Annotated in this window: 24 protein-coding genes; 8 read left to right on the forward strand and 16 right to left on the reverse strand. The window is 71.9% G+C overall.

What is annotated here, in order from left to right; genetic code table 11:
• Positions 1–57: 57 nt before the first annotated feature.
• The 3 genes from A8713_RS17840 to A8713_RS17850 form a co-directional block, all read right to left on the reverse strand.
• Positions 58–1,356 (reverse strand): DUF2637 domain-containing protein, encoded by a 1,299-nt coding sequence (locus A8713_RS17840; protein WP_064534476.1) that lies wholly within the window; start codon positions 1,354–1,356, stop codon positions 58–60.
• Positions 1,357–1,492: 136 nt separating this feature from the next.
• The gene (locus tag A8713_RS17845) at positions 1,493–2,443 is read right to left on the reverse strand and encodes a DUF3558 family protein (protein ID WP_237305405.1); all 951 of its coding nucleotides are present in this window, start codon (positions 2,441–2,443) and stop codon (positions 1,493–1,495) included.
• Positions 2,444–2,588: 145 nt separating this feature from the next.
• Positions 2,589–3,470: a hypothetical protein gene (locus A8713_RS17850; RefSeq protein ID WP_064534477.1), complete on the reverse strand. Its 882-nt coding sequence runs from the start codon at positions 3,468–3,470 to the stop codon at positions 2,589–2,591.
• A 206-nt stretch (positions 3,471–3,676) separates the two neighbouring features.
• Here A8713_RS17850 and A8713_RS17855 point away from each other — a divergent pair, with 206 nt between their 5' ends.
• On the forward strand, positions 3,677–4,870 hold the full coding sequence (locus A8713_RS17855; protein WP_064534478.1) for an RtcB family protein: 1,194 nt from the start codon (positions 3,677–3,679) through the stop codon (positions 4,868–4,870).
• A gap of 26 nt (positions 4,871–4,896) precedes the next feature.
• On the opposite strand, the gene A8713_RS17860 is transcribed toward A8713_RS17855, so the two are convergent.
• From A8713_RS17860 to A8713_RS17880, 5 genes are all read right to left on the reverse strand, one after another.
• On the reverse strand, positions 4,897–6,162 hold the full coding sequence (locus A8713_RS17860) for a tyrosine-protein phosphatase (protein ID WP_064534479.1): 1,266 nt from the start codon (positions 6,160–6,162) through the stop codon (positions 4,897–4,899).
• Between the two features lie 43 nt (positions 6,163–6,205).
• Complete coding sequence (locus tag A8713_RS17865) at positions 6,206–6,442, reverse strand: hypothetical protein (protein WP_064534480.1); 237 nt, start codon at positions 6,440–6,442, stop codon at positions 6,206–6,208.
• Entirely contained in the window at positions 6,442–7,218 is a 777-nt protein-coding gene (locus A8713_RS17870; RefSeq protein WP_064537567.1) for an SDR family NAD(P)-dependent oxidoreductase, read from the reverse strand. The genes A8713_RS17865 and A8713_RS17870 overlap by 1 nt, the downstream gene beginning before the upstream one ends.
• A 50-nt stretch (positions 7,219–7,268) precedes the next feature.
• Positions 7,269–7,610 (reverse strand): YnfA family protein, encoded by a 342-nt coding sequence (locus A8713_RS17875; protein ID WP_037887565.1) that lies wholly within the window; start codon positions 7,608–7,610, stop codon positions 7,269–7,271.
• A 90-nt stretch (positions 7,611–7,700) separates the two neighbouring features.
• A complete protein-coding gene (locus A8713_RS17880; protein ID WP_064537568.1) occupies positions 7,701–8,654 on the reverse strand; it encodes a LysR family transcriptional regulator in 954 nt (317 codons plus the stop codon).
• 294 nt (positions 8,655–8,948) lie between these two features.
• Here A8713_RS17880 and A8713_RS17885 point away from each other — a divergent pair, with 294 nt between their 5' ends.
• The 5 genes from A8713_RS17885 (at position 8,949) to A8713_RS17905 (ending at position 14,614) form a co-directional block, all read left to right on the forward strand.
• Positions 8,949–10,232 (forward strand): MFS transporter, encoded by a 1,284-nt coding sequence (locus A8713_RS17885; RefSeq protein WP_079159268.1) that lies wholly within the window; start codon positions 8,949–8,951, stop codon positions 10,230–10,232.
• Between the two features lie 179 nt (positions 10,233–10,411).
• Complete coding sequence (locus A8713_RS17890) at positions 10,412–11,503, forward strand: LLM class flavin-dependent oxidoreductase (RefSeq protein ID WP_064534482.1); 1,092 nt, start codon at positions 10,412–10,414, stop codon at positions 11,501–11,503.
• The gene (locus tag A8713_RS17895; RefSeq protein WP_064534483.1) at positions 11,500–12,231 is read left to right on the forward strand and encodes a CE1759 family FMN reductase; all 732 of its coding nucleotides are present in this window, start codon (positions 11,500–11,502) and stop codon (positions 12,229–12,231) included. Before A8713_RS17890 ends, A8713_RS17895 begins: the two co-directional genes overlap by 4 nt.
• Before the next feature lie 181 nt (positions 12,232–12,412).
• Positions 12,413–13,156 carry a response regulator transcription factor gene (locus A8713_RS17900; protein ID WP_064534484.1) on the forward strand — a complete coding sequence of 248 codons (744 nt, stop codon included), beginning with the start codon at positions 12,413–12,415 and terminating at the stop codon, positions 13,154–13,156.
• Complete coding sequence (locus tag A8713_RS17905; protein ID WP_443069726.1) at positions 13,157–14,614, forward strand: HAMP domain-containing sensor histidine kinase; 1,458 nt, start codon at positions 13,157–13,159, stop codon at positions 14,612–14,614.
• Between the two features lie 30 nt (positions 14,615–14,644).
• Here the strand turns inward: A8713_RS17905 and A8713_RS17910 are convergent, their stop codons facing one another.
• From A8713_RS17910 to A8713_RS17920, 3 genes are all read right to left on the reverse strand, one after another.
• Positions 14,645–16,486 carry a phosphatidylglycerol lysyltransferase domain-containing protein gene (locus A8713_RS17910; protein ID WP_064534485.1) on the reverse strand — a complete coding sequence of 614 codons (1,842 nt, stop codon included), beginning with the start codon at positions 16,484–16,486 and terminating at the stop codon, positions 14,645–14,647.
• Between the two features lie 168 nt (positions 16,487–16,654).
• The gene (locus tag A8713_RS34305; RefSeq protein ID WP_237305406.1) at positions 16,655–17,149 is read right to left on the reverse strand and encodes a hypothetical protein; all 495 of its coding nucleotides are present in this window, start codon (positions 17,147–17,149) and stop codon (positions 16,655–16,657) included.
• A gap of 92 nt (positions 17,150–17,241) precedes the next feature.
• A complete protein-coding gene (locus A8713_RS17920; protein ID WP_064534486.1) occupies positions 17,242–17,901 on the reverse strand; it encodes a hypothetical protein in 660 nt (219 codons plus the stop codon).
• A gap of 229 nt (positions 17,902–18,130) precedes the next feature.
• Here A8713_RS17920 and A8713_RS17925 point away from each other — a divergent pair, with 229 nt between their 5' ends.
• Positions 18,131–18,697 (forward strand): DoxX family protein, encoded by a 567-nt coding sequence (locus A8713_RS17925; RefSeq protein ID WP_064534487.1) that lies wholly within the window; start codon positions 18,131–18,133, stop codon positions 18,695–18,697.
• A 34-nt stretch (positions 18,698–18,731) separates the two neighbouring features.
• Here the strand turns inward: A8713_RS17925 and A8713_RS17930 are convergent, their stop codons facing one another.
• The 4 genes from A8713_RS17930 to A8713_RS17945 all read right to left on the reverse strand — a co-directional run bounded on the left by A8713_RS17930 (position 18,732) and on the right by A8713_RS17945 (position 23,253).
• Positions 18,732–19,265: a hypothetical protein gene (locus tag A8713_RS17930; RefSeq protein WP_064534488.1), complete on the reverse strand. Its 534-nt coding sequence runs from the start codon at positions 19,263–19,265 to the stop codon at positions 18,732–18,734.
• A gap of 101 nt (positions 19,266–19,366) precedes the next feature.
• Positions 19,367–21,175 carry a hypothetical protein gene (locus tag A8713_RS17935; RefSeq protein ID WP_064537570.1) on the reverse strand — a complete coding sequence of 603 codons (1,809 nt, stop codon included), beginning with the start codon at positions 21,173–21,175 and terminating at the stop codon, positions 19,367–19,369.
• 170 nt (positions 21,176–21,345) lie between these two features.
• Positions 21,346–22,509, reverse strand: a complete 1,164-nt coding sequence (locus A8713_RS17940; protein WP_064534489.1) for a 5'-methylthioadenosine/S-adenosylhomocysteine nucleosidase family protein — start codon at positions 22,507–22,509, stop codon at positions 21,346–21,348.
• The gene (locus A8713_RS17945) at positions 22,510–23,253 is read right to left on the reverse strand and encodes an NUDIX hydrolase (RefSeq protein ID WP_064534490.1); all 744 of its coding nucleotides are present in this window, start codon (positions 23,251–23,253) and stop codon (positions 22,510–22,512) included. It abuts the gene before it with no gap.
• Positions 23,254–23,797: 544 nt separating this feature from the next.
• On the opposite strand from A8713_RS17945, the gene A8713_RS33610 reads away from it, so the two are divergent.
• Positions 23,798–24,148, forward strand: a complete 351-nt coding sequence (locus tag A8713_RS33610; protein ID WP_159393106.1) for a hypothetical protein — start codon at positions 23,798–23,800, stop codon at positions 24,146–24,148.
• A gap of 60 nt (positions 24,149–24,208) precedes the next feature.
• Here the strand turns inward: A8713_RS33610 and A8713_RS17950 are convergent, their stop codons facing one another.
• Complete coding sequence (locus A8713_RS17950) at positions 24,209–24,646, reverse strand: hypothetical protein (RefSeq protein ID WP_018568226.1); 438 nt, start codon at positions 24,644–24,646, stop codon at positions 24,209–24,211.
• Positions 24,647–24,809 lie beyond the last annotated feature (163 nt).

Genomic DNA, 24,809 nt, shown 5'->3' on the forward strand with positions numbered 1-24,809 from the left:
CGGGAAGGGGGCCCTCCACCCGGAGGGTCCCCTTACCGTTGCCGTGCCTGTGCGTGCCTACGCGATGTGCTCCTCCATCAGCTCGTCGTTGAGACGGGCCGTGAAGCGGTCCATGTACTGGTTCAGCTCGCGGGACTGGAGACGCACCCCGTACGCCGCCTCGACGTTCGCGGCGAAGGTGCCGGGCGTCGGCATGCCCTCGCCCTCGATCGAGTACCGGAACACCTGGTAAAGGCCCTCCTCGTCCGACGCCTGCTCGGCCGTGCCGCCGCCGTCGCCCAGCTCACGGGTGCGGTTGGGGCCCGCGGGGACCGGGAAGCCGCCCGTGTCCTCGGGGGAGGGCTGCCGGGGGGCGGGCTGCTGGGGAGCGGACCGCTGGGGGGCGGGCTGCTCCGATGCCTGCTGCTCCGGCTGGTCGGGGTGCCGCTCCTCGTACCACTCGTCGTACGGCGGCTCCGGGCCGTACGACGGCTCCGGCTCGTACGTCGGGTCGTACCCGCCGTGGTAGTCGACCTGCCGCGGCGCCTGGAACCACGGGCTCTCCGCCGGGTCCGGCACATACGCCTGCTGCTCCGGCTCCGGGCCGCGCTCGGCCACCAGCGCGCGCGGCTGCCCGCCGCCCGGCACCGCCGCCCGCTGCGCCTCGGCGGCCACCGCCGGCTGCGGCGCGGGCACCGGCGGCAGCAGCGCGGGCTCGATACCCGCCGCCGCCAGGCCCGCAGGGGCCGTCTCCGCCAGCGGCACGCCGTAGCGGGCGAGCCGCAGCGGCATCAGCGACTCCACCGGAGCCTTGCGGCGCCAGGCCCGGCCGAAGCGCGAACGCAGCCGCGCCTGGTAGACCAGCCGCTCCTGCTCCAGCTTGATCACCTGCTCGTAGGAGCGCAGCTCCCACAGCTTCATCCGGCGCCACAGCAGGAACGTCGGCAGCGGCGACAGCAGCCAGCGGGTGAGGCGGACCCCCTCCATGTGCTTGTCGGCCGTGATGTCCGCGATCCGGCCCACGGCGTGCCGCGCCGCCTCCACCGCCACCACGAACAGCACCGGGATCACCGCGTGCATCCCGACACCCAGCGGATCCGGCCAGGCCGCCGCGCCGTTGAACGCGATCGTCGCCGTCGTCAGCACCCACGCCGTCTGACGCAGCAGCGGGAAGGGGATCCGGATCCACGTCAGCAGCAGATCCAGGGCGAGCAGCACACAGATGCCCGCGTCGATGCCTATCGGGAACACATAACTGAAGTCCCCGAAGCCCTTCTTGATGGCCAGCTCGCGCACGGCCGCGTACGAACCCGCGAAACCGATACCGGCGATGATCACGGCGCCGGCCACGACCACGCCGATCAGTACCCGGTGCATCCGAGTCAGCTGCAATGGCGCGGCCACTCGTACTCCCCTCCCCTTGCCTCCTGTTGCGCGCAACAGAGTGGCACATCCGTGCGGGGAACGGATGGCCGGATCCGGCGGTCCGCTCCGCCCGGCCGCGCGCGGACGGCTACCGAGCGGACTTCGACGCCGACTCCGAGGGCGACGTCGTCGCCGACGCCGAGGCGGAACCGGAGGCCGGCGCGGACGCCTTCCCGGACGCCCCACCGGACGCCTTCCCGGAGGGCGAGGACGCGTCCGAACCGCCCGAAGAGCCCGCACCACCGGCGCCGTTGACCGTCTTCACCGAGGCCACCGCCTCCTGGGCGGCCCGCACCGCGTCCTTCGTCAGGGCCTCAGCGTCCGGCGTCTTGTCACCGGCCAGACCCGCGCCGTTGTAGTCGAGCGTGACCACCACGTTCTCCACCCGGGCCACGACCGTCTGCTGCTTGAAGGTGCCTTCCTTCTTCTTCAGGTCGTAGCGCACCGCCGTCGCCTCGTCGCCCGCCCCGGACACCGGCTGCGACGACGTCTTGCGCGCACCCGACACCGACCGCGCGTCCTGCACCTGCTTGCCGTAGTACTCGCGCGCCTGCGCCTCGCCCGAACCGCGCGCCGTGTCCGACTCGAAACGCAGCAGCGAGACGTTCAGCCAGCGGTACTGGGACCCCTTCACGCCGTTGTTCGTCAGCCCGTTCCACGAGCAGCTCGCCCGCGTCGACACATCGCTGGAGGTGCCCGCCTTGGCGGACTTCTCACCGCCCGGCACCAGTTCGCCCAGCGTCTTCTTCGGCAGCATCCCGCACGGGTCCGGCAGCTTCCCGTAGGCCGCGGCCCGCACGGTCGGCGACGGGCTCGCCGACGCCGACGCCGAGGCGCCGCCCGAGGCCGCCGCGCTCGCCGTGCCGGACGCGTCGTCCGAACCGGAGTCCGAGGAGGACGAACAGGCGGCCGCCGTCAGCAGCAGCACCGGCAGCGCGGTCGCGCACACGACGGCACGGCGCAGCCGCGGTGCCCCCGCGGCACGCCCCTCCCGCTGGTCACGCCGGTCACGCTGTTCTCGCTGAGCTGCTCGCTGCATGGTTCCTTCACTCATGACGCTCGTGGTTCCCTGCGTTTCGGATCACGGTCTGATCAGGTCCGGGGGCCACCGTACGCAATCGGTCAGCGGCGTGGTCCGCCTTCCCGCGCATCCCGGCACCGCGCCAAGTGCCGCGCCCCGGACGTCAACCGCCCAGCGAATCCGCGAGCTGCGCCGCCAGTTTCCGGGCCCTGTCCTGCATTTCCTTGCTGTCCGGGACCGCGCCCACACCGGCCGGCTGCTCCTCGTACTCGATGGTCACGATCACGTTCGACGTGCGGAACGCCACAGTCACCGTCCGCTGCTTGACCGTCGAACCGGAGCTGCTGAGCGCGTCGTCGAGAAACGCCTCGTCGCCGAGGTCGTCGAGGGTGCGGGGCTGGATCTCGGCCGGGTCGGTGACGGGGGCGGAGGCCGTAGAAGAAGGCGCGGAAGGCGCGGAGGGGCCGCCGGTGGAGTGGGAGGAGGGCGCGCCGCCGGGGGTGCCGCCGGACGGCGACGGGGGCGGGGACTGGGATCCGGAGGAGCCGGAGGAGCCGGACTGCGACTGCGAGCCGCCGGACGGGGTGAGCGGCGCGGGCAGGTCCGCGGCGCTCTGCCGGGTGGCGAAGACCGCCTCGGCCTGGCTGTCGTCGCTCACCGCGTTGTCGTAGGAGACGACCCGCTCGAAGTCGATGTGCAGATGGTCGGTGGCCTCGGCGGAGTCCACCTTCCAGCGGCAGCCGACCTTGCGGTCCGTGTCGTAGGTGAGCGTGGCCTCGCCGTCGTACGCCTTCTCGCGCTGCTCCGGGTCGGTGATCTGCTGGATGCCGGGCAGCAGCGTGTCGAGGGTGCCGTGGCCGACCGCGCGGCAGGCCTCCGGGAGCGTGCGGTACCTGCCCGGCTGGGCCGCCGCCGTCGCGGGTCCCGGACCGTCCGGGTTGGCGTCGTCCGCCCGGCCGCCGTCCGACGAGCCGCCGGAGCAGCCGGCCAGCAACAGCGCCGCGAACAACGCGGCGGCGCCGGATACGTACGCCTTCCGCAGCACGGTCAGGCTCCTCTCGACGGGGGTCGGTCACCCGGGCCGCCCGGCGGTTAATCGCTTGCCGGGCGGGGGCGTCTCCTGGAGACAATGTGTATCGCACGCACTGCCGTGGACGCCGGTCCGATGTCCTGTTTCGTCGACCTTGGCGCTGGTATTGCGATTCGCCACTTCTGAGACTTCTGTATGTTTACCGGGGGAATGAGCACGCTATGTCGTACGTGGAAATGCCGGGCGCGAAGGTGCCCATACGCCTGTGGACCGACCCCGCCTCGGTCGAGGACGTGGCGCTGCGCCAGCTCCAGAACGTCGCCACCCTGCCCTGGATCAAGGGCCTGGCCGTCATGCCCGACGTGCACTACGGCAAGGGCGCGACCGTCGGTTCCGTCATCGCCATGCGCGGCGCGGTCTGCCCGGCGGCGGTCGGCGTGGACATCGGCTGCGGCATGTCCGCGGTGAAGACGTCCCTCACCGCCAACGACCTCCCCGGCGACCTCTCCCGCCTGCGCTCCAGGATCGAACAGGCCATCCCGGTCGGCCGCGGCATGCACGACGACCCCGTCGACCCGCACGCCTTCCACGGCCTGGCCACGGCGGGCTGGGACGGCTTCTGGGGGCGGTTCGACGGTGTGGCCGAAGCGGTCAGATTCCGTCAGGAACGGGCGACGAAGCAGATGGGAACGCTCGGAAGCGGCAATCATTTTGTGGAGATTTGTACAGATACGACCGGTTCTGTCTGGTTGATGCTTCACTCCGGTTCGCGGAACATCGGCAAGGAACTGGCCGAGCACCACATCGGCATCGCGCAGAAGCTCCCCCACAACCAGGGCCTGGTCGACCGCGACCTGGCGGTGTTCGTCGCGGACACCCCGCAGATGGCCGCCTACCGCAACGACCTGTTCTGGGCGCAGGAGTACGCCAAGTACAACCGCACGCTCATGATGGCGCTGCTGAAGGACGTCGTCCGCAAGGAGTTCAAGAAGGCGAAGCCGGTCTTCGAGCAGGAGATCTCCTGCCACCACAACTACGTGGCGGAGGAACGTTACGACGGCATGGACCTGCTGGTCACCCGCAAGGGCGCGATCCGCGCGGGTTCCGGCGAGTACGGCATCATCCCCGGCTCGATGGGCACCGGCTCGTACATCGTGAAGGGCCTCGGCAACGCGAAGTCCTTCAACTCCGCCTCGCACGGCGCCGGGCGGCGGATGAGCCGCAACGCCGCCAAGCGCCGCTTCTCCACGAAGGACCTGGAGGAGCAGACGCGGGGCGTGGAGTGCCGCAAGGACTCCGGTGTGGTCGACGAGATCCCGGGTGCCTACAAGCCCATCGAGCAGGTCATCGACCAGCAGCGGGACCTCGTCGAGGTGGTGGCGCGGCTCAAGCAGGTGGTCTGTGTGAAGGGCTGAGAAGGGCCGAGGTTCACCCCTGTGGGTTATGCGAGCCGCTTCTCCAGCAGGGTCACCGCGTACGGGGTGCCCGTGGGGTTCGGTTTGGCGGGGTGTTCGCCGGTGGCCGTGTAGCCGGCCGTCTCGTAGTAGGCGCGCAGGCGGGGGTTGGTGGTGAGGCAGTCGAGGCGGGCGTAGGGGCGGCCGGTGGCGGTGATGCGGGACTCGGCCTCGGCGAGGAGGCGGCGGCCGGTGCCGGGCGGGGCGGTGTGCGGGGCGGTCATCAGGCGGTGGATGTAGCCGGCGTCGGCGGGGCGGGGGCCCCAGGCGTCGGGGTCGTCCCACCACAGTTCCCAGGCGCCGGCCAGATGCTCGCCCGCGTACGCGAGCCAGACCTCGCCCTCGCGCATCCGGGTGCGGAAGTGGGCCTCGTCCTTCTCGCCCGGCTTCCACTGGTCGATGCCGCGGGCCAGCTGCCACAGGGCGGCGCTGTCGCGCAGCCGGACCAGCAGCGGCGCGTCGGCGGGGACGGCGCGGCGGAAGGACAGCGGCGGCCGGGTGGCGGGGGCGGGCTCCAGGAGGTGGGCGCGCAGGGTGGCGGCGAGCGCGGACGCGTCGAGTTCCAGGGCGTCGGTGACGTACGCCTCGACGGAGCCGTACTTCTGCCTCAGGGCGGCCAGGAACAGGCGCATCACCGCGGCGGGGGCGCGGCCGTAGCCGGGCCAGCGGGGGGTGCGTCCGCCGTTGCGGGCCCGCCAGTCGGCCAGCAGCATCGGGGTGGCCAGCTCGGTGAGGGAGAAGTCCTCGACGACGGTGGGCTCGGGGACGCCGAGCAGGGTCAGGACCAGCGCGGCCAGTTCGCCCGTGCGGTCCTTGCCGGAGGCGCAGTGGAAGACCAGCGGGGTGCCGGAGACGGCCGCGTCGCGGATCAGCTCCAGGGCGGCGCGGATCTCCTTGGTGCCGTCCTCGGCCACTTCGAGGTAGCGCTCGGCCAGATACGGGCCCGGGTCCACCTCGGGGCCCAGCGCGGGCTGGTCGTAGGGGCGGTGCTCGATGCTGAGGTTGTGGTAGGTGAAGGAGGGGTGCTCCGGGACCCGGCCCTGGCGCTCGGCCTCCCAGCCGTGGCGCAGGTCGATCACGGTGCCGATCCCCAGAGCGAGGAAGCGGTCCCAGTCCGGGGCGGCGCGGTCCAGCTTGCCGAGGCCGTCGGCGCGGTAGAGGAGGCGCGGGCGGACCCGCAGGCCGTCCTCGGTGGCGTATCCGCCGAGGTCACGGACGTTGCGCAGGGCGTCGAAGCGTATGTGTCTGTCCACGGTCGGTCACCCTACGGCGGGGTCGACGCGACCGCGCGGGGCCTCACTTGGCGTGGCGGACCGCGTAGATCATGACGAACGCCACCACGTGGATGCCGAAGAGGAAGTAGCCGAGGTAGTACCAGACGTAGCGCTCGCGCTTCTTCTCCTCCGCCAGGCGCCGCTGCTCGGCGGCGGTCCGCTCCCGGGCGGGCGGCCCCTGGGCGGCGGGGCCAGGTCCGGGGGTGTCCGGCCCGGGGGTGTCCGGTCCGGAGGCGTTCTGTGGCGTCGTCATCGTCATCACCGCTCCCGGTGCACCTTGGTGTTCGACGCCTGGGCGCGCGGGCGCACGACCAGGAGGTCGATGTTGACATGGCTGGGGCGGGTCACCGCCCAGGTGATGGTGTCCGCGACGTCGTCGGCGGTCAGCGGCTCGGCGACGCCCTCGTAGACCTTGGCGGCCTTCTCGGTGTCGCCGCCGAAGCGGGTCAGCGCGAACTCCTCGGTGCGGACCATGCCGGGCGCGACCTCGACGACCCGGACCGGCTGCCCGACGATCTCCAGGCGCAGCGTCTCGGCGAGGACGTGCTCGCCGTGCTTGGCGGCGACGTACCCGGCGCCGCCCTCGTAGGTGCCGAGGCCGGCCGTGGAGGAGACGACGACCACCGTGCCGTCGCCGCTCGCGGCGAGCTTGGGCAGCAGGGCCTGGGTGATGTTGAGGGTGCCGATGACGTTGGTCTCGTACATCGCGCGCCACTGGGCGGGGTCACCGGTGGCGACCGGGTCGGCGCCGAGCGCGCCGCCCGCGTTGTTCACCAGGACGCCGATGGTGCGGAAGGCGCTCGCGAACTCGTCGACGGCGGCCCGGTCGGTGACGTCGAGCTGGTAGGCGGTGGCGGAGTGGCCGGCCGCGGTGATCTCCTCGGCCAGCGCCTCGATGCGGTCCTTGCGGCGGGCGGTCAGCACCACGCGGTAGCCCGCGGCGGCGAGCTGCCGGGCCGTGGCGGCGCCGATACCGCTGCTCGCACCGGTGACCACGGCGATGCGGGAGGCGGCGGACGGTGCGGCGGTGGCCATGGGCTGCTCCTCGGGTTCGTGCGCTCGGCTCAGCCCAGCGTAGGCGAACCTCAGCCGCCGTTCCTCGGGGCCCACATGATCAGCGCCATTCCGGCCAGGCAGACCGCGGCGCCCGCGAGGTCCCAGCGGTCGGGCCGGTAGCCGTCCGCGACGACGCCCCACAGGATGGATCCGGCCACGAAGATCCCGCCGTAGGCGGCGAGGATGCGGCCGAAGTGCGCGTCGGGCTGGAAGGTGGCGACGAAGCCGTACGCGCCGAGCGCGAGCACGCCGCCGGCCGCCCACAGCCACCCGCGGTGTTCGCGCACGCCCTGCCAGACCAGCCAGGCGCCGCCGATCTCGAAGAGCGCGGCGACGACGAAGAGGGCGGCGGAGCGGAGGATCAGGGGCATGGGGGGCAGCTTTTCACGGCGGGCGTGGGGGGCTTGGCGGGGTGGCCGGGCCGGTCAGAGGGGGGTGGCCGGGGTGGTGCGGCGGGTCCGTCAGGGGGTGGCCGGGGTGGTGCGGCGGGCCCAGGGCGGGGTCCAGATGTCGCCGGGGGCGCGCCGGGCGCGGGCGGCGCGCAGGAGGTGGTCGCGCAGGGCGGCGAGGGCGGGGTGCGGGTTGTCGCGGTGGTGCAGGAGGCAGTGCGGGTACGCCGGGACCGGGTGGCGCAGCGGGATGCGGCGCAGGTCGTAGTCGGCGGGCCAGAGCACGCGGGTGAGTTCGCCGACGAAGGTGGTCAGGGTGGGTGACTCGGCCAGGACGTCGGGCAGCGGCTCGGTGCCGAAGTGGGGGCCGATCACGTCGATGGTGAGGCCGAAGGCGGCGGCGAGGTCGGCGTAGTAGGCGGCCCACTCGGTGCCGCTGCCCAGCTCGGGCATCCAGATCGGGTGCCCGGCGAGGTCGGCGGGGCGGACGGCGCGGGCGTCGGCGAAGGGGTGGGCCGGGCCGGTGAGCAGGTGCAGGGGCTCGTCCAGGACGGGGACGGCCGCGATGTCGTCGGGCAGGTTCCGGCCGGGCTGGAGGACGGCGCGGAACGAGGCGTCCACGGTGCCGGCGCGGAGCGCGGCCACCGCCGCGTCGGCGTCGTAGAGGGTGACCACGTCGAGCGCGGTGTCCGGGTGGGCGCGCAGGAAGTCGCGCAGCAGCCCGGAGGGGGCGAGCTTGCGGCCGATGACGTCCACGCGCAGCGCGCGCCGGCCGGGGCGTACGGAGGCGGCGGCGCGTTCGGCGGCGCGCAGGAGTTCGCGGGCGTGCGGCAGGAACGCCTGGCCGTCGACGGTGAGCCGGGCGCCGCGCGCGGTGCGGGTGAACAGCCGGGTGCCGAGGGTCTTCTCCAGGGCGGCCACCCGCTTGGAGACGGCCTGCTGGGTGACGGCCAGATCGGTGGCGGCGTCCTGGAAGCGGCCCGCGTCGGCGGCGGCGACGAAGGTGCGTACGGCGGTGAGGTCCAGGTCCGGGTCCACGTCGGCCGACCCTACTGCCACCGTGCCGTCACAACTGCCGGTTGTGGGCCGCGTGCCCCGGCGGTTGTTTGCCGGGCGGGACGGGCGGGGGCTTGGATGGGCGGCCGGTCGGCGGCGGTGGACCGGCCGGGCGGCTGCGGGAGGAGAGCGCGCGTGGGGCGTGAACGGGGACAACGGGAACAACAAGAACAACGGAGACAACGGGGACAACGGGAACAACGGGAACAGCGACGGGAGCGGCAGGGGCAGCGGCGGCCGGGGCTCGGGCGGCGGTTCGGGTGGCTGTGGGCGGCGTACGCGGCGAGCACGTTCGGGACGTGGCTGGCGTTCGACGCGTTCGCGCTGATCGCGGTGCTGGTGCTGCACGCCGGGCCCGGTGAGGTGTCGGTGCTGGCGGCGGCCGGTCCGGCGGTGGGCGCGGTGCTGGCGGTGCCGTTCGGGCCGTGGGTGGAGTTCCGGCGCAAGCGGCCGGTGATGATCGCCACCGACCTGGCGCGCTGCGCGGCGCTGCTGACCGTGCCGGTCGCCTACGCGTGCGGTGTGCTCGGGTTCGCCCAGCTGCTGGTGGTGTCGGTGCTGGTCGCGGCGGCGGACATCGCGTTCGGCGCGGCGAGCGGGGCGTATCTGAAGGCGCTGGTGCCGAAGCCGGACCTGCTGGCTGCGAGCAGCCGGTTCGAGTCGACGATGTGGACGGCGTCGGTGCTGGGGCCGCCGGCCGGGGGGTTCCTGGTCGGGGTGTTCGGGCCGGTGGTGACGGTGGTGGCCGACGCGGTCAGCTATCTGCTCTCCGCGCTGGGGGTGCGCGCGATCGGCGGTACGGAGGCGGCCCCGCGTCCGCGTCCCGTGCGTACGGAGGGGGCGGAGGGGGGCGCGCCGGGGCGGCTGCGGGCGGCCGACCTGCTCGACGGCTGGCGGTTCGTGCTGACGCACCCGGTGCTGCGGCCGCTGTTCTTCAACACCCTGCTGGTCAACGCGCTGATCATGGCGGCGCCGCCGCTGCTGGCGGTGCTGATGCTGGGCCCGCTGGGGTTCGCGCCGTGGCAGTACGGCCTCGCCTTCGCCGTGCCCTGCCTGGGCGGGCTGCTCGGCTCGCGGCTGGCGGGTCCGCTGGTGGCGCGGTACGGGCGGCGCCGGGTGCTGCTCGCCACGGGGGCGCTCAGGGTGTGCTGGCCGGTGGGCCTGGTGTTCGTGCGGCCCGGGGTGCCCGGACTGGCGGTGGTGATGGCGGTCGAGGCGGTGCTGATCACCCTGTGCGGGGTGTTCAACCCGGTGTACAGCGCCTACCGGCTGGAGCTGACCCCGTCGGACCGGGTGGCCCGCACGCTCGCGGCCTGGTCGGCGAGCGGCAGGCTGACCACGGCGGCGGTGACCGCTCTGTGGGGCCTGCTGGCGGTGTTCACCGGGACGCGCGCAGCGATCGGCCTGGCCGGGCTGCTGCTGTTCGTGACGCCGGTGCTGCTGCCGTGGCGGACGAAGGACGGGGTCGGGGACGGGGACGGGGACGAGCGGGGGCGTGGGCCGGAGGGGGAGGCGGAGGCGCTGGCGGCGGGGACCGGGGCGGCCTGAGCCCGCCGAGGGGCCGAGGGGCCGAGGGGTCAGGGGGGCGAGGCACGTGAAGGGGGGTGAGGGGGTCAGGGGCCGAGGGCCGTGGAGGGGGGGGTGCGGCGCGGGTGCGGAATACCTCCGGGTGGGGGACCGTTCAGCAGGTATAGTTGAACAGTCAACAACCTGGAGGATGAGCGACCATGCAGTTCGGGATCTTCAGCGTCGGCGACGTCACGCCGGACCCCACCACCGGCCGGACGCCGACCGAGCGCGAGCGCATCAAGGCCATGGTCGCCATCGCGCTGAAGGCCGAGGAGGTCGGCCTGGACGTCTTCGCGACCGGCGAGCACCACAACCCGCCGTTCGTGCCGTCGTCGCCGACCACCATGCTCGGCTACATCGCCGCGCGCACCGAGCGCCTCGTCCTGTCCACCTCGACGACCCTGATCACCACCAACGACCCGGTGAAGATCGCCGAGGACTTCGCGATGCTCCAGCACCTCGCGGACGGCCGGGTCGACCTGATGATGGGCCGCGGCAACACCGGCCCGGTCTACCCGTGGTTCGGGCAGGACATCCGCCAGGGCATCAACCTGGCCATCGAGAACTACGCCCTGCTGCACCGGCTGTGGCGTGAGGACGTCGTGGACTGGGAGGGCAGGTTCCGCAGCCCGCTCCAGGGCTTCACCGCCACCCCGCGCCCGCTGGACGGCGTACCGCCGTTCGTCTGGCACGGCTCCATCCGCTCCCCGGAGATCGCCGAGCAGGCCGCGTACTACGGCGACGGCTTCTTCCACAACAACATCTTCTGGCCCGCCGACCACACCAAGCGCATGATCGAGCTGTACCGCTCGCGCTACGCCCACTACGGGCACGGCACCCCCGAGCAGGCGATCGTGGGCCTGGGCGGCCAGGTGTTCATGCGGAAGAACTCCCAGGACGCGGTGCGCGAGTTCCGCCCCTACTTCGACAACGCCCCCGTCTACGGCCACGGCCCCTCCCTGGAGGACTTCACCGACCAGACGCCGCTGACCGTGGGCTCCCCGCAGCAGGTCATCGAGAAGACGCTGGCCTTCCGCTCGTACGCGGGCGACTACCAGCGCCAGCTGTTCCTGATGGACCACGCGGGGCTGCCGCTGAAGACCGTCCTCGAACAGCTCGACATGCTGGGCGAGGAGGTCGTGCCGGTGCTGCGCGAGGAGTTCGCCGAGAACCGCCCGGCCGGTGTGCCGGACGCGCCCACCCACACCTCGCTGCTCGCCGCGAAGGACACCCCGGAGGTGACCGTATGAAGCTCGTCGTCGTCTCGGCGGGGCTGAGCGTCCCGTCCTCCACCCGGCTGCTCGCCGACCGGCTGGCCGCCGCGACCGCCGGCCGCACGGACGCCCGGGTCCGGGTGATCGAGGTGCGCGACCTCGCCGTGGCCATCGCGCACAACCTGACCAGCGGTTTCCCCGGCCCGGAGCTGGCCGCCGCGCTGGACGCGGTGACGGAGGCGGACGCGCTGATCGCCGTCACGCCCGTCTTCTCCGCGTCCTACAGCGGACTGTTCAAGTCCTTCTTCGACGTGCTCGGCGCGCGCGAGAAGGACGCCCTGGCCGGCAAGCCGGTGCTGATCGCGGCCACCGGCGGCACCGCCCGTCACTCCATGGTCCTCGACCACGCCCTGCGGCCCCTCTTCGCCTACCTGCGGGCCGTGGTCGTCCCCACCGGCGTCTACGCCGCCTCCGAGGACTGGGGCGCCGAGGGGTTGCCCGAGCGGATCGAGCGGGCGGCGGGGGAACTCGCGGCGCTGGCCGCACCGGCGGCGCCGGCTTCACCGGCTTCACCGGCTTCACCGGGTGCACCGGCCGCACCGGCCGCACCGGTGGGCGGTGGCGCGGACTCGGCGGGGCGGACCGTACCCGGAGAGCAGGCCGTACCCGGGCAGCCGCCCGTTCCCGGGCAGCAGGGCAGGGCGGCGGACGGCGGTCTGGCCGTGGTGCCGTTCGAGGAGCAGCTCGCCCGGCTGCGGGGCTGAGCGACGCGTCCGCGCCCGCCCGGCGGCGGAGCCCCGCCGCCGGTGAGCGGCGCGAGGACGGCGGGCCCGTACCGCCGGTTGCGCCCGGGACGGTGAGAGCCGGGTAAAAAGGGTGATCACCGGCCCGCTCGCCCCCTTCGTACCACCACCGCCTTGGCAGACTGGTCGCGTGCCCCAGACTGTGCTGCTCGCCGAAGACGACCGCGCCATCCGCCACGCCCTGGAGCGGGCCCTGACCCTGGAGGGCTACGAGGTGACGGCGGTCGCCGACGGCGTCGAGGCGCTCGCCCAGGCCCACCGGACCCCGCCGGACGTCCTCGTGCTGGACGTGATGATGCCCGGCATCGACGGGCTCCAGGTCTGCCGGGTGCTGCGCGCCGAGGGCGACCGCACCCCGATCCTCATGCTCACCGCCCTGGTGGAGACCGCCGACCGGATCGCGGGCCTGGACGCGGGCGCCGACGACTACGTCGTCAAGCCCTTCGACGTCGAAGAGGTCTTCGCCCGGCTGCGCGCCCTGCTGCGCCGCACCGCCCCGCCCGCCGCCGAACCGGCCCCCGCCCCGGCCGCCCCCGCCGCACCGGCCGCCGCCGCGGGCCCGGCCAGGGCGCCGCACCTGCCCGAACGGCTGGTCGAGGCGGCCGGGATCCGGATGGACCTCCAGGCCCGCCGCGTCTGGCGAGGCGCCCGTGAACTGGAGCTGACCCGCACCGAGTTCGAACTCCTCGAACTCCTCGTCCGCAACGCCGGCATCGTCCTGGACCACTCCACCATCTACGACCGGATCTGGGGCTACGACTTCGGCCCCGGCTCCAAGAACCTCGCCGTCTACGTCGGTTATCTGCGCCGCAAGCTGGACGCGCCGGGCGCGCCGCAGCTCATCCACACCGTCCGCGGCGTCGGTTACGTGCTGCGGGAGGACTGAGTGGGCCGCCTCGCGCGGCTGACGGACCGGCTCCGGCCCCGGCTCCGGCCACGACCGCGGCCGCGGCCGCGGCTCTGGTCGCTGCGGACCACGTTCGCGGTGTCGTTCGCCGTGGTGACCGCCGCCGTCACCGTCCTCGTGGGCATCCTGTCGTACAACTCCGCCGCCCGGCTGGTCCGGGTGGACCAGCAGTCGGTGTTCACCCAGGTCGTGCAGGACGTCCAGGACGAGGTACGGCGCTACGACCGCACCCCGGAGGACTTCTCCTCCTCCCGCCCCGGCCACGAGGTCGTCCGGCCCAGCCGTACCGACGTGCAGGTGCTCGGCGCCGGGGGGCAGATCGTCGACCACGGCAGCCCGCCGCTGCCCGTCACCGTCGACGACCGCGAGCTGGCCGGTGACGCCGTGGCGGGCAAGACCATCGAGTACCAGGACGTGCCCGTCGCCGACGACGTGTACCGCATCGCCACCGTCGCGCTCGGCGACGGCCGCGGCGCCGTCCAGATCGCCCAGGAGTTCAGCGACACCGAGGACCTGCTGCGCGCGCTCCAGCAGCGCACCCTGGTGCTGATGGCGATCGTGGTCATCGCGGCTGGGCTGTTCGGCTGGTGGCTGGCCCGCCGCATCACCCGGCGCCTGGTGGTCCTCACCGCCGCCGCCGAGGACGTCGCCCGCACCCGGCGGCTCGGCGTCCAGGTCCCGGTCACCGGCTACGACGAGGTCGGGCGCCTGGGCCGCGCCTTCGACCGCATGCTCGGCCGCCTCGCCCAGTCCGAGGAGGACCAGCGGCGCCTGGTCCAGGACGCGGGCCACGAACTGCGCACCCCGCTCACCTCGCTGCGCACCAACATCTCGCTGCTGCGGCGTATCGACGAACTGCCGCCCGCCACCCGCGAGGACCTGGTCGCCGACCTCACCCAGGAGGCCCGCGAACTGACCGATCTCGTCAACGAGCTCGTCGACCTCGCGGCGGGCCAGTCCGACAGCGAACCGCCGCAGCGGGTGGACCTCGCCGACATCGCCGAGGACGTGGCGGGCCTCGCCCGCCGCCGCACCGGCCGTGACATCGTGATCCGGGCGAGCGGCGACACGACGACCCACGGCCGGCCGGGCATGCTCCAGCGGGCCCTGTCCAACCTCGTCGAGAACGCCACCAAGTTCGACCGCGGCGGCACGGCGCCCATCGAGATCGCCGTCCTCGGGCCCGCCCGGCCGGGCACCGTGCGCGTCGAGGTCCTCGACCGCGGACCCGGGGTCGCGGAGGCCGATCTGCTCCGCGTCTTCGACCGCTTCTACCGGGCCGCCGACGCCCGCTCCCTGCCCGGCTCCGGCCTCGGCCTGTCCATCGTGCGCGAGGTCGCCCTCGCCCACGGCGGCGCGCCCTTCGCCTACCGGCGCGAGGGCGGGGGTGCGGTGATCGGGTTCACGGTGGGGGCGGAGCGGGAGGCGGGGGAGTGACCTCCGGAGGTCACTCCCCCGGCCACAGCGCTAGTCGGTAGGCCCGGTCGGACCGCCCGTCCGCGCGGAGGACGCCTCCGGCGCGGTGGACGCGCCGTGGCGCCGGCCCCGGCGGACGAAGGACGGCAGCGCGGGCGGGGTGAGGAAGCCCTCGGCGCGGGCGCTGGCGAGGCCGATGCGCGGAATGTCGGCGCTCTTGGCGAACAGCAGGAACCGCGGCTCCCACACCGGCCGGTACTTGGCGTTGGCGCGGTACAGCGACTCGATCTGCCACCAGCGGGAGAAGAAGGTGAGCACCGAACGCCACAGCCGCAGCACCGGACCGGCCCCGAGCCGCGCCCCGCGCTCGAAGACCGAGCGGAACATCGCGAAGTTCAGCGAGACCCGCCGTACGCCGATCTCCCCGGCGCGCAGCAGCAGTTCGACGACCATGAACTCCATCAGGCCGTTCTCGCCCTCGCGGTCGCGGCGCATCAGGTCGAGGGAGAGGCCGTGCTCGCCCCAGGGCACGAAGCTGAGCAGCGCGCGCGGCTCGTCGTCCGCGTCCCGGCACTCCAGCATCACGCAGCGGCCGTCGCCCGGGTCGCCGAGGCGGCCCAGCGCCATGGAGAAGCCGCGCTCGGTGGCGCCGTCGCGCCAGTGGTCGGCGCGCTCCACGAGCAGGGCCATCTCGTCGTCCGGGATGTCCTCGTGGCGGCGGAGGGTGACGGTGTAGCCGGCCCGCTGGACCCGCTTGTGCGCCTGCCGCACGCCCCGCATGGCGCGTCCGTCGAGGCTGAAGTCGGCGACGTCGACGATGGCCTCGTCGCCCAGTTCGAGAGCGTCCAGCCCGTGCCGGGCGTAGATCGTGCCGGCCTCCTCGCTCGCGCCCATGACGGCGGGCGTCCAGGCGTGCCGCCGGGCCTCGGCCAGCCAGGCGTCGATGGCGCCGGGCCAGGCCTCCGGGTCGCCGATCGGGTCCCCGGAGGCGAGGCTGACCCCGCCGATGACGCGGTAGGCCACGGCGGCCTTGCCGGTGGGGGAGAAGATCGCGGCCTTGTCGCGGCGGAGGGCGAAGTAGCCGAGGGAGTCGCGTTCGCCGTGCCGGTCCAGCAGCTCGCGCAGCCGGGTCTCGTCCTCGGCGCCGAGCAGCGCCAGGCCGCGCGGCGAGCGGAAGCAGACGTACAGCACCAGCAGGAAGGTCACCGCCATCAGCACGTTGATGAGGATGTCCACCCAGCGGGGCGACTCCACGGCGGGGACGCGGTCGGCGAGCGGGCCGACGCTGACGCTGCGCAGCAGGGTGTAGGCGACCTTGTCGGTGAGGGGCGCGCCGGACACCTTGTTGGTGGCGTCGACCAGCCAGGTGCCCAGGCCGCCGCTGACCAGGATGCCGACGGCGCCGACGGCCAGGGCGAGCCGGGGGTTGGAGCGGTCGCCGATGGCGTTGAACTCGGTGCGGCCGACCAGCAGCGCGAGCACGAACAGGCCGGTCAGGGCCGCCGAGACCCAGTTGAAGGGGTGTTCGCGGAAGCGCTCCTGGGTGAGCGCGAGCACGTAGAGCGCGAACAGCGGTCCGGCGAGCAGCAGGTTGAACACCCAGGCCGCGCGTTTGCGGCGCCGCATCACCATGGCCAGGAAGAGCGCGAGCGCGGCCGAGACGAGGCCCGCGGTGGCCAGGTACGGGGTGAAGAACTCACCGCCGTTGTGCTCGTGCACCTCCTCGCGGAACGGCAGCGAGAGCACCGCGACGATGTTGAGCAGCGCGAGCACCCGCAGGTACCAGACGGTCGCCGCGGCGGCGCCCGCCCGCAGCCGGGGGCCGGGGGAGGGGCGCGCGGACGTACGCGGGGCGCGCTGCGGGGGGATGAGGACGGACTGCCGAGCGGGCATGGGTGACGGGTCACCTCGGGGACGGGCCGGATGGGGGCCGATGGGACGGACAGGGACGGACAGGGACGGACGGGGTCTGGCGGTGGCTGGGGGTGGTGGTCGGGGCGGTGGCTGAGGGGCCTTGGCCCCAGTGTTTCGGGAGAAGGTAAGGAGCGGACGGGTGTGTGCTTACTCGCCGGGGCCGGGAGGATGAACCGCGGCGGAGACGCAGGGAGCATGCGGGGTACCCGCGGAGCCCGGACCGACACCGTCGCCGCGGTCGCCGCGGTCACTGCGGTCACCGCTGTCCCTGCCGCCGTCACCCTCGCCCTCGCCCTCGCCGTCTCCTCCGTCGTCCCCGGCACCGCAGCCGTCAGGGTCATCGGACTGGTCACTCACGGTGAGGGCGGCGTGCCTGAGGGGCGCCGTCAGGATCCAGGCCAGGTTGCCGACCGCCGCCCCGGCCGCCACCGTGGCGACGATCACGCCGGCCGTGGCGAAGCCGTCGCTGAACAGATGGGGCCGGTGGTCGAGGCTGTGCAGCCCGAAGCCGCTCAGCTCGTACACCCCGACGGCGGCGACGGTGAGGCTCACGACCAGGGCGGCGACCGTGGGCGCGAGCCCGCCGTCCCGCTTCTGGCCGGGCGGTGGAGCACCGGGCGCCGGACAACGCGCTTCCTGCATGGATCCCCCGTGGACGATGGAGAAGGGCGAGCGGGACCCTACAGTACGTAGTGCCGGGCGCGGAGGAAAACCGGAGGCTTGGTCACTCTCCGTCACTTCTTGCGGGCGGCGCGGGTGAGAGCGCGGACGACGGCCTGCTCGTCCTTCCCGAGCAGGTCCTTCTCCAGGCTGTGGTCGTCGGAGCGGGAGAAGAGTTCGCCGCGGGCGACGTCGTCCTTGCCCAGGACCCGCCCGCACCACTCGCCCGACCCGGCGGTGTGCCCGTCGAACGGTACGGAGGCCCCCTCGCCGAGCACCACCCAGGCGCCCTCCGACCAGCGCAGGGCCAGGAGGTAGGTGTGGCCGGTCTCCAGGCGGGGGGCGTCCCCGGTGGTCCGCTTGATCCGGGCGCCGCCCGCCCGCAGCACCCGCCAGCCGGGAGCGACCAGCGCGAAGTCGCCGCCCAGCGCGTGCCGGGGCCGGGCGGCGGACCACAGGCGGCGATCGGTGCGGAAGGTCACCTTGCGGTCGGTCTCGTAGCTCACCGGGCCGCTCTTGTAGTCCCGCCGCCCGGTGTCCTCCTCGCCGACCGGCGCGGCCACCACGACGTGGTCGGCCTGCGTCACCCAGTCCCGTGCGGTCTGGTCCGGGTAGGTGTGTTCGGCGGGGCCGCAGCCCATCACCGTGTCCAGCCCGGAAGCGCCGACGAAGACGCCCCCGGCGATACCGGCGAGAGCCACGACGAGCGCGACGACCGAGGCCGTCCGTGTCACTGCGCACCCCCCGATGCGTCCTCGTGCCGCCCGCGGACGGCATCCCCCAGCAACGGCCGTGGTCGGCGGCCGCAGCCGTCATGATCACACGGCCTGTTCCGTCCTGTACATGGGCGACGACGGCGGCCCCGCCGAGCCCCCGCCGGGCCCGCCCCGACATGCGCGATGTCCGCCCGTCCGGAAACGTGGAGGACGCCCCCTTTCCTGCCCTGCCCCTCCGGAGCTTCCCATGTCCGCGAAGCGCATCCTGAACCGCTCGTCGTCCGCCACGGAGCCGACGACCCCCCACCGCACCGCCTCCGCCCGGCCCCGCTCATGGGCCGCCGACTGGGGTCTGCTGCTCCTGAGGCTGACCTTCGGCCTGCTGCTGGCCGGGCACGGCTCCCAGAAGCTGTTCGGCCTCTTCGGCGGCGGCGGCCTGGCGGCGACCGGCCGCGGCTTCGAGGCGATCGGCTACCGTCCCGGCCGCGTCTACGCCGTGATCGGCGGCCTCTCCGAACTCCTCGGCGGCCTCGGTCTGGCCCTCGGCCTCCTCACCCCGCTCGCCGCCGCCGCACTGATCGGCGTCATGATCAACGCCATGGTCACGGTCACCGGCGCCCACGGCTTCTGGGACACCGACGGCGGCATCGAATACAACATCGCCATCGCCGTCGTGGCCCTGACCGTCGCCGCCACCGGCCCCGGCCGCCTCGCCGCCGACCGCGTCTTCCCCTGGTCCACCGGCGGCTGGCCCGAAGCAGCCCTGGCGGCGGGGCTCGGGGGAGCGGGGGCGGCGATCACTCTGGCCCTGTGACACCCTCACTCGAACGCGGGGCGGCACAGCTGGACTACCGCTCCGTGTAGCGCAAGAACTGCCAACCCAGTACGGCCAGGGCAAGTGTCTGTGCGAGGGAGACGATCACCAGTGAGGGCCGGACGGCGGGAGAGCACCAGAAAGCGGCCACGCAAACCATCGGAAGGGCCAAGTACGTGAACAGGTCCACGATGGTCTGAAGCCGCTTGCGCGTGGTGCGGCCCGCGTCGCCGCGGTGGTAGGTCTCCCAGCCGAACACTGCTCCGCGGGCGCCGCTGAGTTCTGCCAGCCGCGGGCCCAGCTGGTCGCGGATGTAGCAGCCGACGGCCGAGATCTTCTCGTCGTTGACCAGGTAGGTCCAGCCGAGTACCAGGCAGATCACGGGCACGGCGAGCAGCAGTCGCGCCTGCCCGCTCTGGACGGTGATCGCCAGTACCGCGGTGGACGCGGCGAGGGTGAAGTAGAGCAGGTTGTCACGGAACCCTATACGGGTGTTCTGCTCCTCCTTGATGCGGTCGTACTCGGCCAGCAGCAGTCTGCTCTCGGTGACATCCTCTGTGGCGGTCATGACAATTCGCCATCCCTAAGCTCGGGTCCCGGCTGAGCTGATGCGCGGGCGGGCAGAGCTCCGTCGCTGCGGAACCTGCCCGCCTCGAAGGCTTGGAAGGCTCAATCGGCGGCGTCGAAGGACGGCAGGTTGTTCGGGTTGTTTCGTTCGATCCAACCCTTTCCGTCCGCCGCGATTCCTTCCAAGAGGCGGAAGGTGTGGATGAAACCGGCAGAATTCAGATTGATCTCTGCGATCTCCTGGGCGTTCTCGTCCGGTGCCAACTGGTGGGAGTCGGCGTCTTTGACGCGAATGTTCCTGGCCGGCCCGTTGGTGAGGACGAGTTCCAAGTCGTAACCGACATTGGTCCTTTCCGTTACCTGCACGGAGGACAACGCGTCGAACCGGTAGTTGCTCCGCTGCTCGTTCCCGCCGCGTCGCCCGTCGGTGAAATCGAATTCGGTACTGACTTCACGAACGCCGTCCTGGGTGACCAGGAAAAGACGGAAGCTGTACCGTGAGTACCGCCAAGGGCCGCCCTTCACCCGACCTCGCTTGTAGGGGCGTGCGGGCGTCATCAGAATGGTGTGGGTGATCAGGTCGCGCCAGGTGAGCTGGTAGTGGCGGAGTGCTTCGTCGACGAACAGTGTCTTGTCACAGGTGAGCCAGGTCTCCATCTCCTGCTCACTGGGGCGCGTCGTGTCCAGGAACGACTTCCACTGCTGGTAAGCGACCTGCCGCGCGGTCAGCCGCTCGTGGTACTCCTGGGTCTCCTCGGCGAACCGGTGCTCTTCGCCCTGGGCCTCCAGCCACGAGGACGCGGCCGCGCGTCCGGACCAGACCGCGACGACCACGGCCAGGAGGGTCAGCAGTATCTGCGGTGCGCCGGCATCCGAGATCACTGTCCCGAGCAGGGCCAGGGTCGTGATGCCGAGAGCGGTGAGAGCTAACACACGCAGGGCCTGCGCCATCGCCGACGTCTGGTTCTGCTGGCGTTGATCGAACAGGGTGCCTGCGGTGTAGCGGTTCCGGGTGTCCTCGGCGAGATGGCGGATCAGCCAGTGGACCCGGTCCACGCCGACTCGGCTCTCGCGGTAGAGCAGTGCGATCTCGGTGACGAGGCTGTCGCGGATGGGGGTGGTGTGACGGAGCCATTCGTGCGGGGCGAATCCGTGGGGCACATGGACGCCGAAGTAGTGGTCGAACGAGTGACGGACGCGGTTGGTGAATCCGTCCCCGGCAGCGGCGGGACCGGCCTGGCCGGGGACGCGGGGCTCAGAGTTCTGGGGCGTCAGCCGATGTTCCTGGTACCGCCGCAGGCGGCCGAAGTGAGCGGCGGTCAGACCCGCACCGATGGTCACCAGCAATTCGATGACAGCCGCAGCCGGATCCGCGATGAGTGCCAGGACAGAGACGAACACGCCGGCGACGACGAACAGCCCGGCCCGGAACGGGATCGTCGCCCGTGCGGCGGCAGCGGTGCTCGGGCGAGGCGGCAGGGCCCGCGGTCCGATGGGGTCGGGTTCGAAATAGGCCCAGACCCGTTGGGCTCGGTCGTGGCCGAAGCGAGCCGCCTCGGCCCGGTCGCGGTTCTCGGTCCACAGGCTGTCCTTCAGACCTCCGGTGAGTACGAGGTCGAGGTGATGGAGGATCGCGTCGCGCAGGTGAGATGACAGGGCTCGCAGACGCTCCAGTACGCGCCCCGCCTCACCGTCTGCGGTGCTGAGCATCGCGAGCAGTTCGAAAGCGACGCGCAGAGCTTCCTTCCACTCTCCCTCGGCATAGGTCCGGACGAGCCCGGAGGCACGGTTCAGCCGCTGGACCTCTTCGGTGCTGAGGTCGTGGTAGGCGCGCCCGCTGAGCATGGCGAGCACCCAGTGGAAACGAACCTCCGCGTTGTCGTGTCCATGGGCGATCGCGTCGCTGATCATCTCGCGAGCACGACTCGGTACGCCGTCCTCCAGGAACCGCACACCGACCTTGTACTTCTCCTGAGGTGTCGCATCCGGATGGACGATGGAAACGGTGGAGTTGTGAACGACCTCGGCCTGGATCCCGACGACGGAGTCGTATGCGGCCTGCGCGACGCTGCTGACATCGGTCACGACAGGTCACCAGCCGCGATGACCAGTGGGGCCAGCATGGCCACCAGCTCGGGAACCTCCGCGATCAGACCGCGTAACCGCTTGAGTGCCATGGTGGCCCGCTTGGACGACTCGGACGTGTGCTCCCGGGCCGCCCGGCGAGCGAAACCCAGCTCCGCCAGTGCTTCTCGGTAGGTGTCGTCATCGAGGGAGCCCTCGGCGTGGTGGTGCTTCAGACGCGTACGTAAGACGTCCAGCTCTGCGGCCAGGCCCGCGGGACCAGTCACCTTCGGGCCCGCGTTCATCCGGACGCTGCTCCCCGTGACGGAGCCGGCCATGATGCCGATGGTGCTGTTGTGGGCCATGTTGCTGACGTGTTCTTTGGGGTTGTCGGCCGCGTGGGCCCTGTTTGTCTCGGACACGGCGATCTGCTCCTGTTCTTCCACGAGTTCCACGGCCAGCCGTATGGCGAACGCCGCCGCGTTCGCTGCGGCACGTGGTTGCCAGTCACGGTCGTTCGCGCTGCTCTTCGTGCCGTCCGCCCGGTCGCTGATCCCGCGGATGATGGCCACGGCTGCCCCGTTGAGGTGTCCGGCCTGCGCCACGCCGGCGGCCTCCATCTCGATGGCGAGCGCGTCGTTGTAGTGCTGGCGGATCCACTGCGCCTCGGCGGAGATCTTCGAGTTCTGCACGACCTCGCCGGCGGCGATCGCTCCGAAGCGCACCTGCGGCGCGTGCCGTTGGCCGGGCACGGCGTCAGCCCAGTCGTTCACGCGGGCCAGGTGCGCGCCGAGCTGACTGATACCGTGCGCCGCCTCCCACGTCCGCGGGCGGGCCTTGAGTCCGTCGTCCTCGCTGGTCCCGCCGTGGTAGGCGTATACGTGTGTCGCCATCACCACGTCGCCCAGCCTGGCGGTCTCCCACAGGGCGCCGGCGACACCGACGAACAGCACGGCCACCGGCGAGAACTCCTGGATCGCGCGCTCGGCGATCACAGCGGCGGAGTGGTTTCCTTTGTTCGTCAGGCCGAGCGCGACCCGACACGAAGTGCCCTGGACGGTTCCCACCTCGAACCGTGTCCCACGCTCATGCCGGTGTATCCGCGGACCGGACAGTCTCCGGCGCACGGCCTGATACTCGAGATTGAGGGCGGTGAGGACCACCACCAGGTCTTTCGCCATCTATTCCTCTTCCTCTCTCGTTCCCTTGTCCGTCATGGTCGGCACGGGTCGGATCAGTGGCGGGAACAGCACCGCCTTCGGTCCGGCCCGGTAGAGGCGCGCGGGCCGGCCTCCCGTGGTCCTGCGTCCGGAACCGGCGGGCACGATGAACCCCTTGGCGGCCTGGACTTTCCGGTAGAAATTACGGGTGTCGAGTTCGGTTCCCCAAACCGCCTCGTACACCTGTTGCAGCTCCGCTATGGTGAAGAGTTCTCCGCAGAATGCCGTGGCCAACGCCGAGAATTCGAGCTTTGTTCGCGCGAGTTCGATCCCGTCCGTCACGATCCGGCGGTGATCGAAGGCTAGTTCCAGCTCACCTGACAGGATGGTCTCCGCAGGGACCCATGCGGCGTCGGAGGCATCCGTTCCCGCAACCGGTTCGGGGAGTCCGGGCGCGATCGCCAAGTGGGCCACGGAAACGACTCGGCCTCGTGGGTCACGGCCTACGTCCCCGTAGATGCCCATCTGTTCAAGATGTACGCACCCGGCGACCAGAGCGGTTTCCTCACTCAACTCGCGGTGGGCAGCGCCAAGGATCTCCTCACCGGCGTGACTGAGGAAACCACCGGGCAGCGCCGGTGTGCCCTGAAAAGGATCTTCACCCCGCTCCACGAGCAGGATGCACAGTTGCCCTTCGCGCAAGGTCAGGATCACGAGGTCGACCGTCAAGAGCACGGGTGTGGGTGACCACACGTCAGCTTGCATGCCGCTTACGGTACTTGGGTTCCTGTCACTTGCACAAGAAGTGGGTTGCGGCGGGCTCGGGCGAAGCGGGACGGCGATCGTGTCGACGCCGGGGGCACCCTGGCGCGGTCGACGGTTGCTCACCTGCGGCGGATCGAGGCGGTACTGCAGGTGGTCTCACCCGTGAGCTGCGGAACCTTGCCGCTCCGGGCTCTCCTGCGGCAGACTGGTGACCAGGTCCGGCATGTCCGGGCGCGGAAGAAGCATCGAGACACTGGTTCGGGAAGCATCCGAGAATTGATGCCGTGGTTTATTGGGAAGGTTAAGCCTACGTTGTTCTACAACAACTAGGTAAATGTAGGAGCCTGCCCAAAAATCCTCAGAATTCCTCTCCTTCTCCCAGGCTCCGTAATTCCAATTCAGTAGCAATAGGCCGATCCCGGGCTGAGCGAGTTTCGCGTCACAGCCGGGGTCCCCTCGGTATGCCCGGCCCCATGCCCCCAGCCCCGACTGGTTCGTCAGGACAGGGGGCCCATGCACTGCCCTCTGCCGGAAAGGCGCGGCAGTGCGCATGACCCTGGTTTCTCTCCCCGCCCTGGCCTCCGGAGCAACAGGACTGCGTGACCTGCTGGTGGGAGCGCCTTGGTGGGCCGCGTCGGCGGGCGTCGCCCTCACCGTTCTCGTGCCACCGGTCGTCGCCCAGGCGCGGGCCTGGCATCGGGACAGGGCCGAACGCGAATTCCAGGACGCCTTCGTTCAGTTCGTCAAGGAACTGCCTGATCCACAGCAAAGGGTCCGGGCGATGATCGAATACCGGAGAGCAGAACCACAGTCTTCTTTGGGCGGCGCCGAGGCCACCGGCCAGGCGCCTTCTCCAGGTTCCGCGCAGAATTCGGCAGACCCGCAAGGACCCTGACGCGCACAGCAATGGAGGAGGCGGCGACCTGCCGCCCCCGAGTCCGTCACATCCCCCGCCTCAGGGCCACACCAGGCAATAGGCCTGATGCCCCGCCTCATGCAGCCGGTGGCTGAAGTCCTGCCACTCGTGGAGCAACTGGTACACGTTGAACGCGTCGCGCGGGCCGCCGCGGTCCGGGACCGTGGACCAGATGAAGGCGGCGGCGCCGACCGCTTCCTCGCCGATGTCGCGGAGGGGGTCGACGACGGTCATGGGGAGTCTGACGACGGCGTAGTCGGGGTGGAGGACGACGAGTTCGAGGGGCGGGACCCGATGCAGGGGGACGCCCTCGATGCCGGTGAGGACCATCGCGGCCATGGTCTCCGGCTTGATCTTGGTGAACATGCCGTTCATGCCCAGCTCGTCGCCGCCCAGTTCCTCGGGGCGCATGGAGATCGGGACGCGGGCCGCGGTCGCGCCGTCGGGGGCGCCGAAGTACTTGTACGTCACCCCCACCCGACCACCATTCCTGCTCCCCGCCCGCAGGCGATCGGCCCGGCGTCCCGCCCGGTCGTCGGTCCGCCGGTCGGAGCGCTCGGATTCGCCGGGCGCGCCCTGCGCCTGACGTGCTTCGGCGGTCTCCTCCGCTTCGCGCCGGTGCCTTCCCCGCCGGGCACGC

The sequence above is a fragment of the Streptomyces sp. SAT1 genome (assembly GCF_001654495.1).
Taxonomy (GTDB): domain Bacteria; phylum Actinomycetota; class Actinomycetes; order Streptomycetales; family Streptomycetaceae; genus Streptomyces; species Streptomyces andamanensis.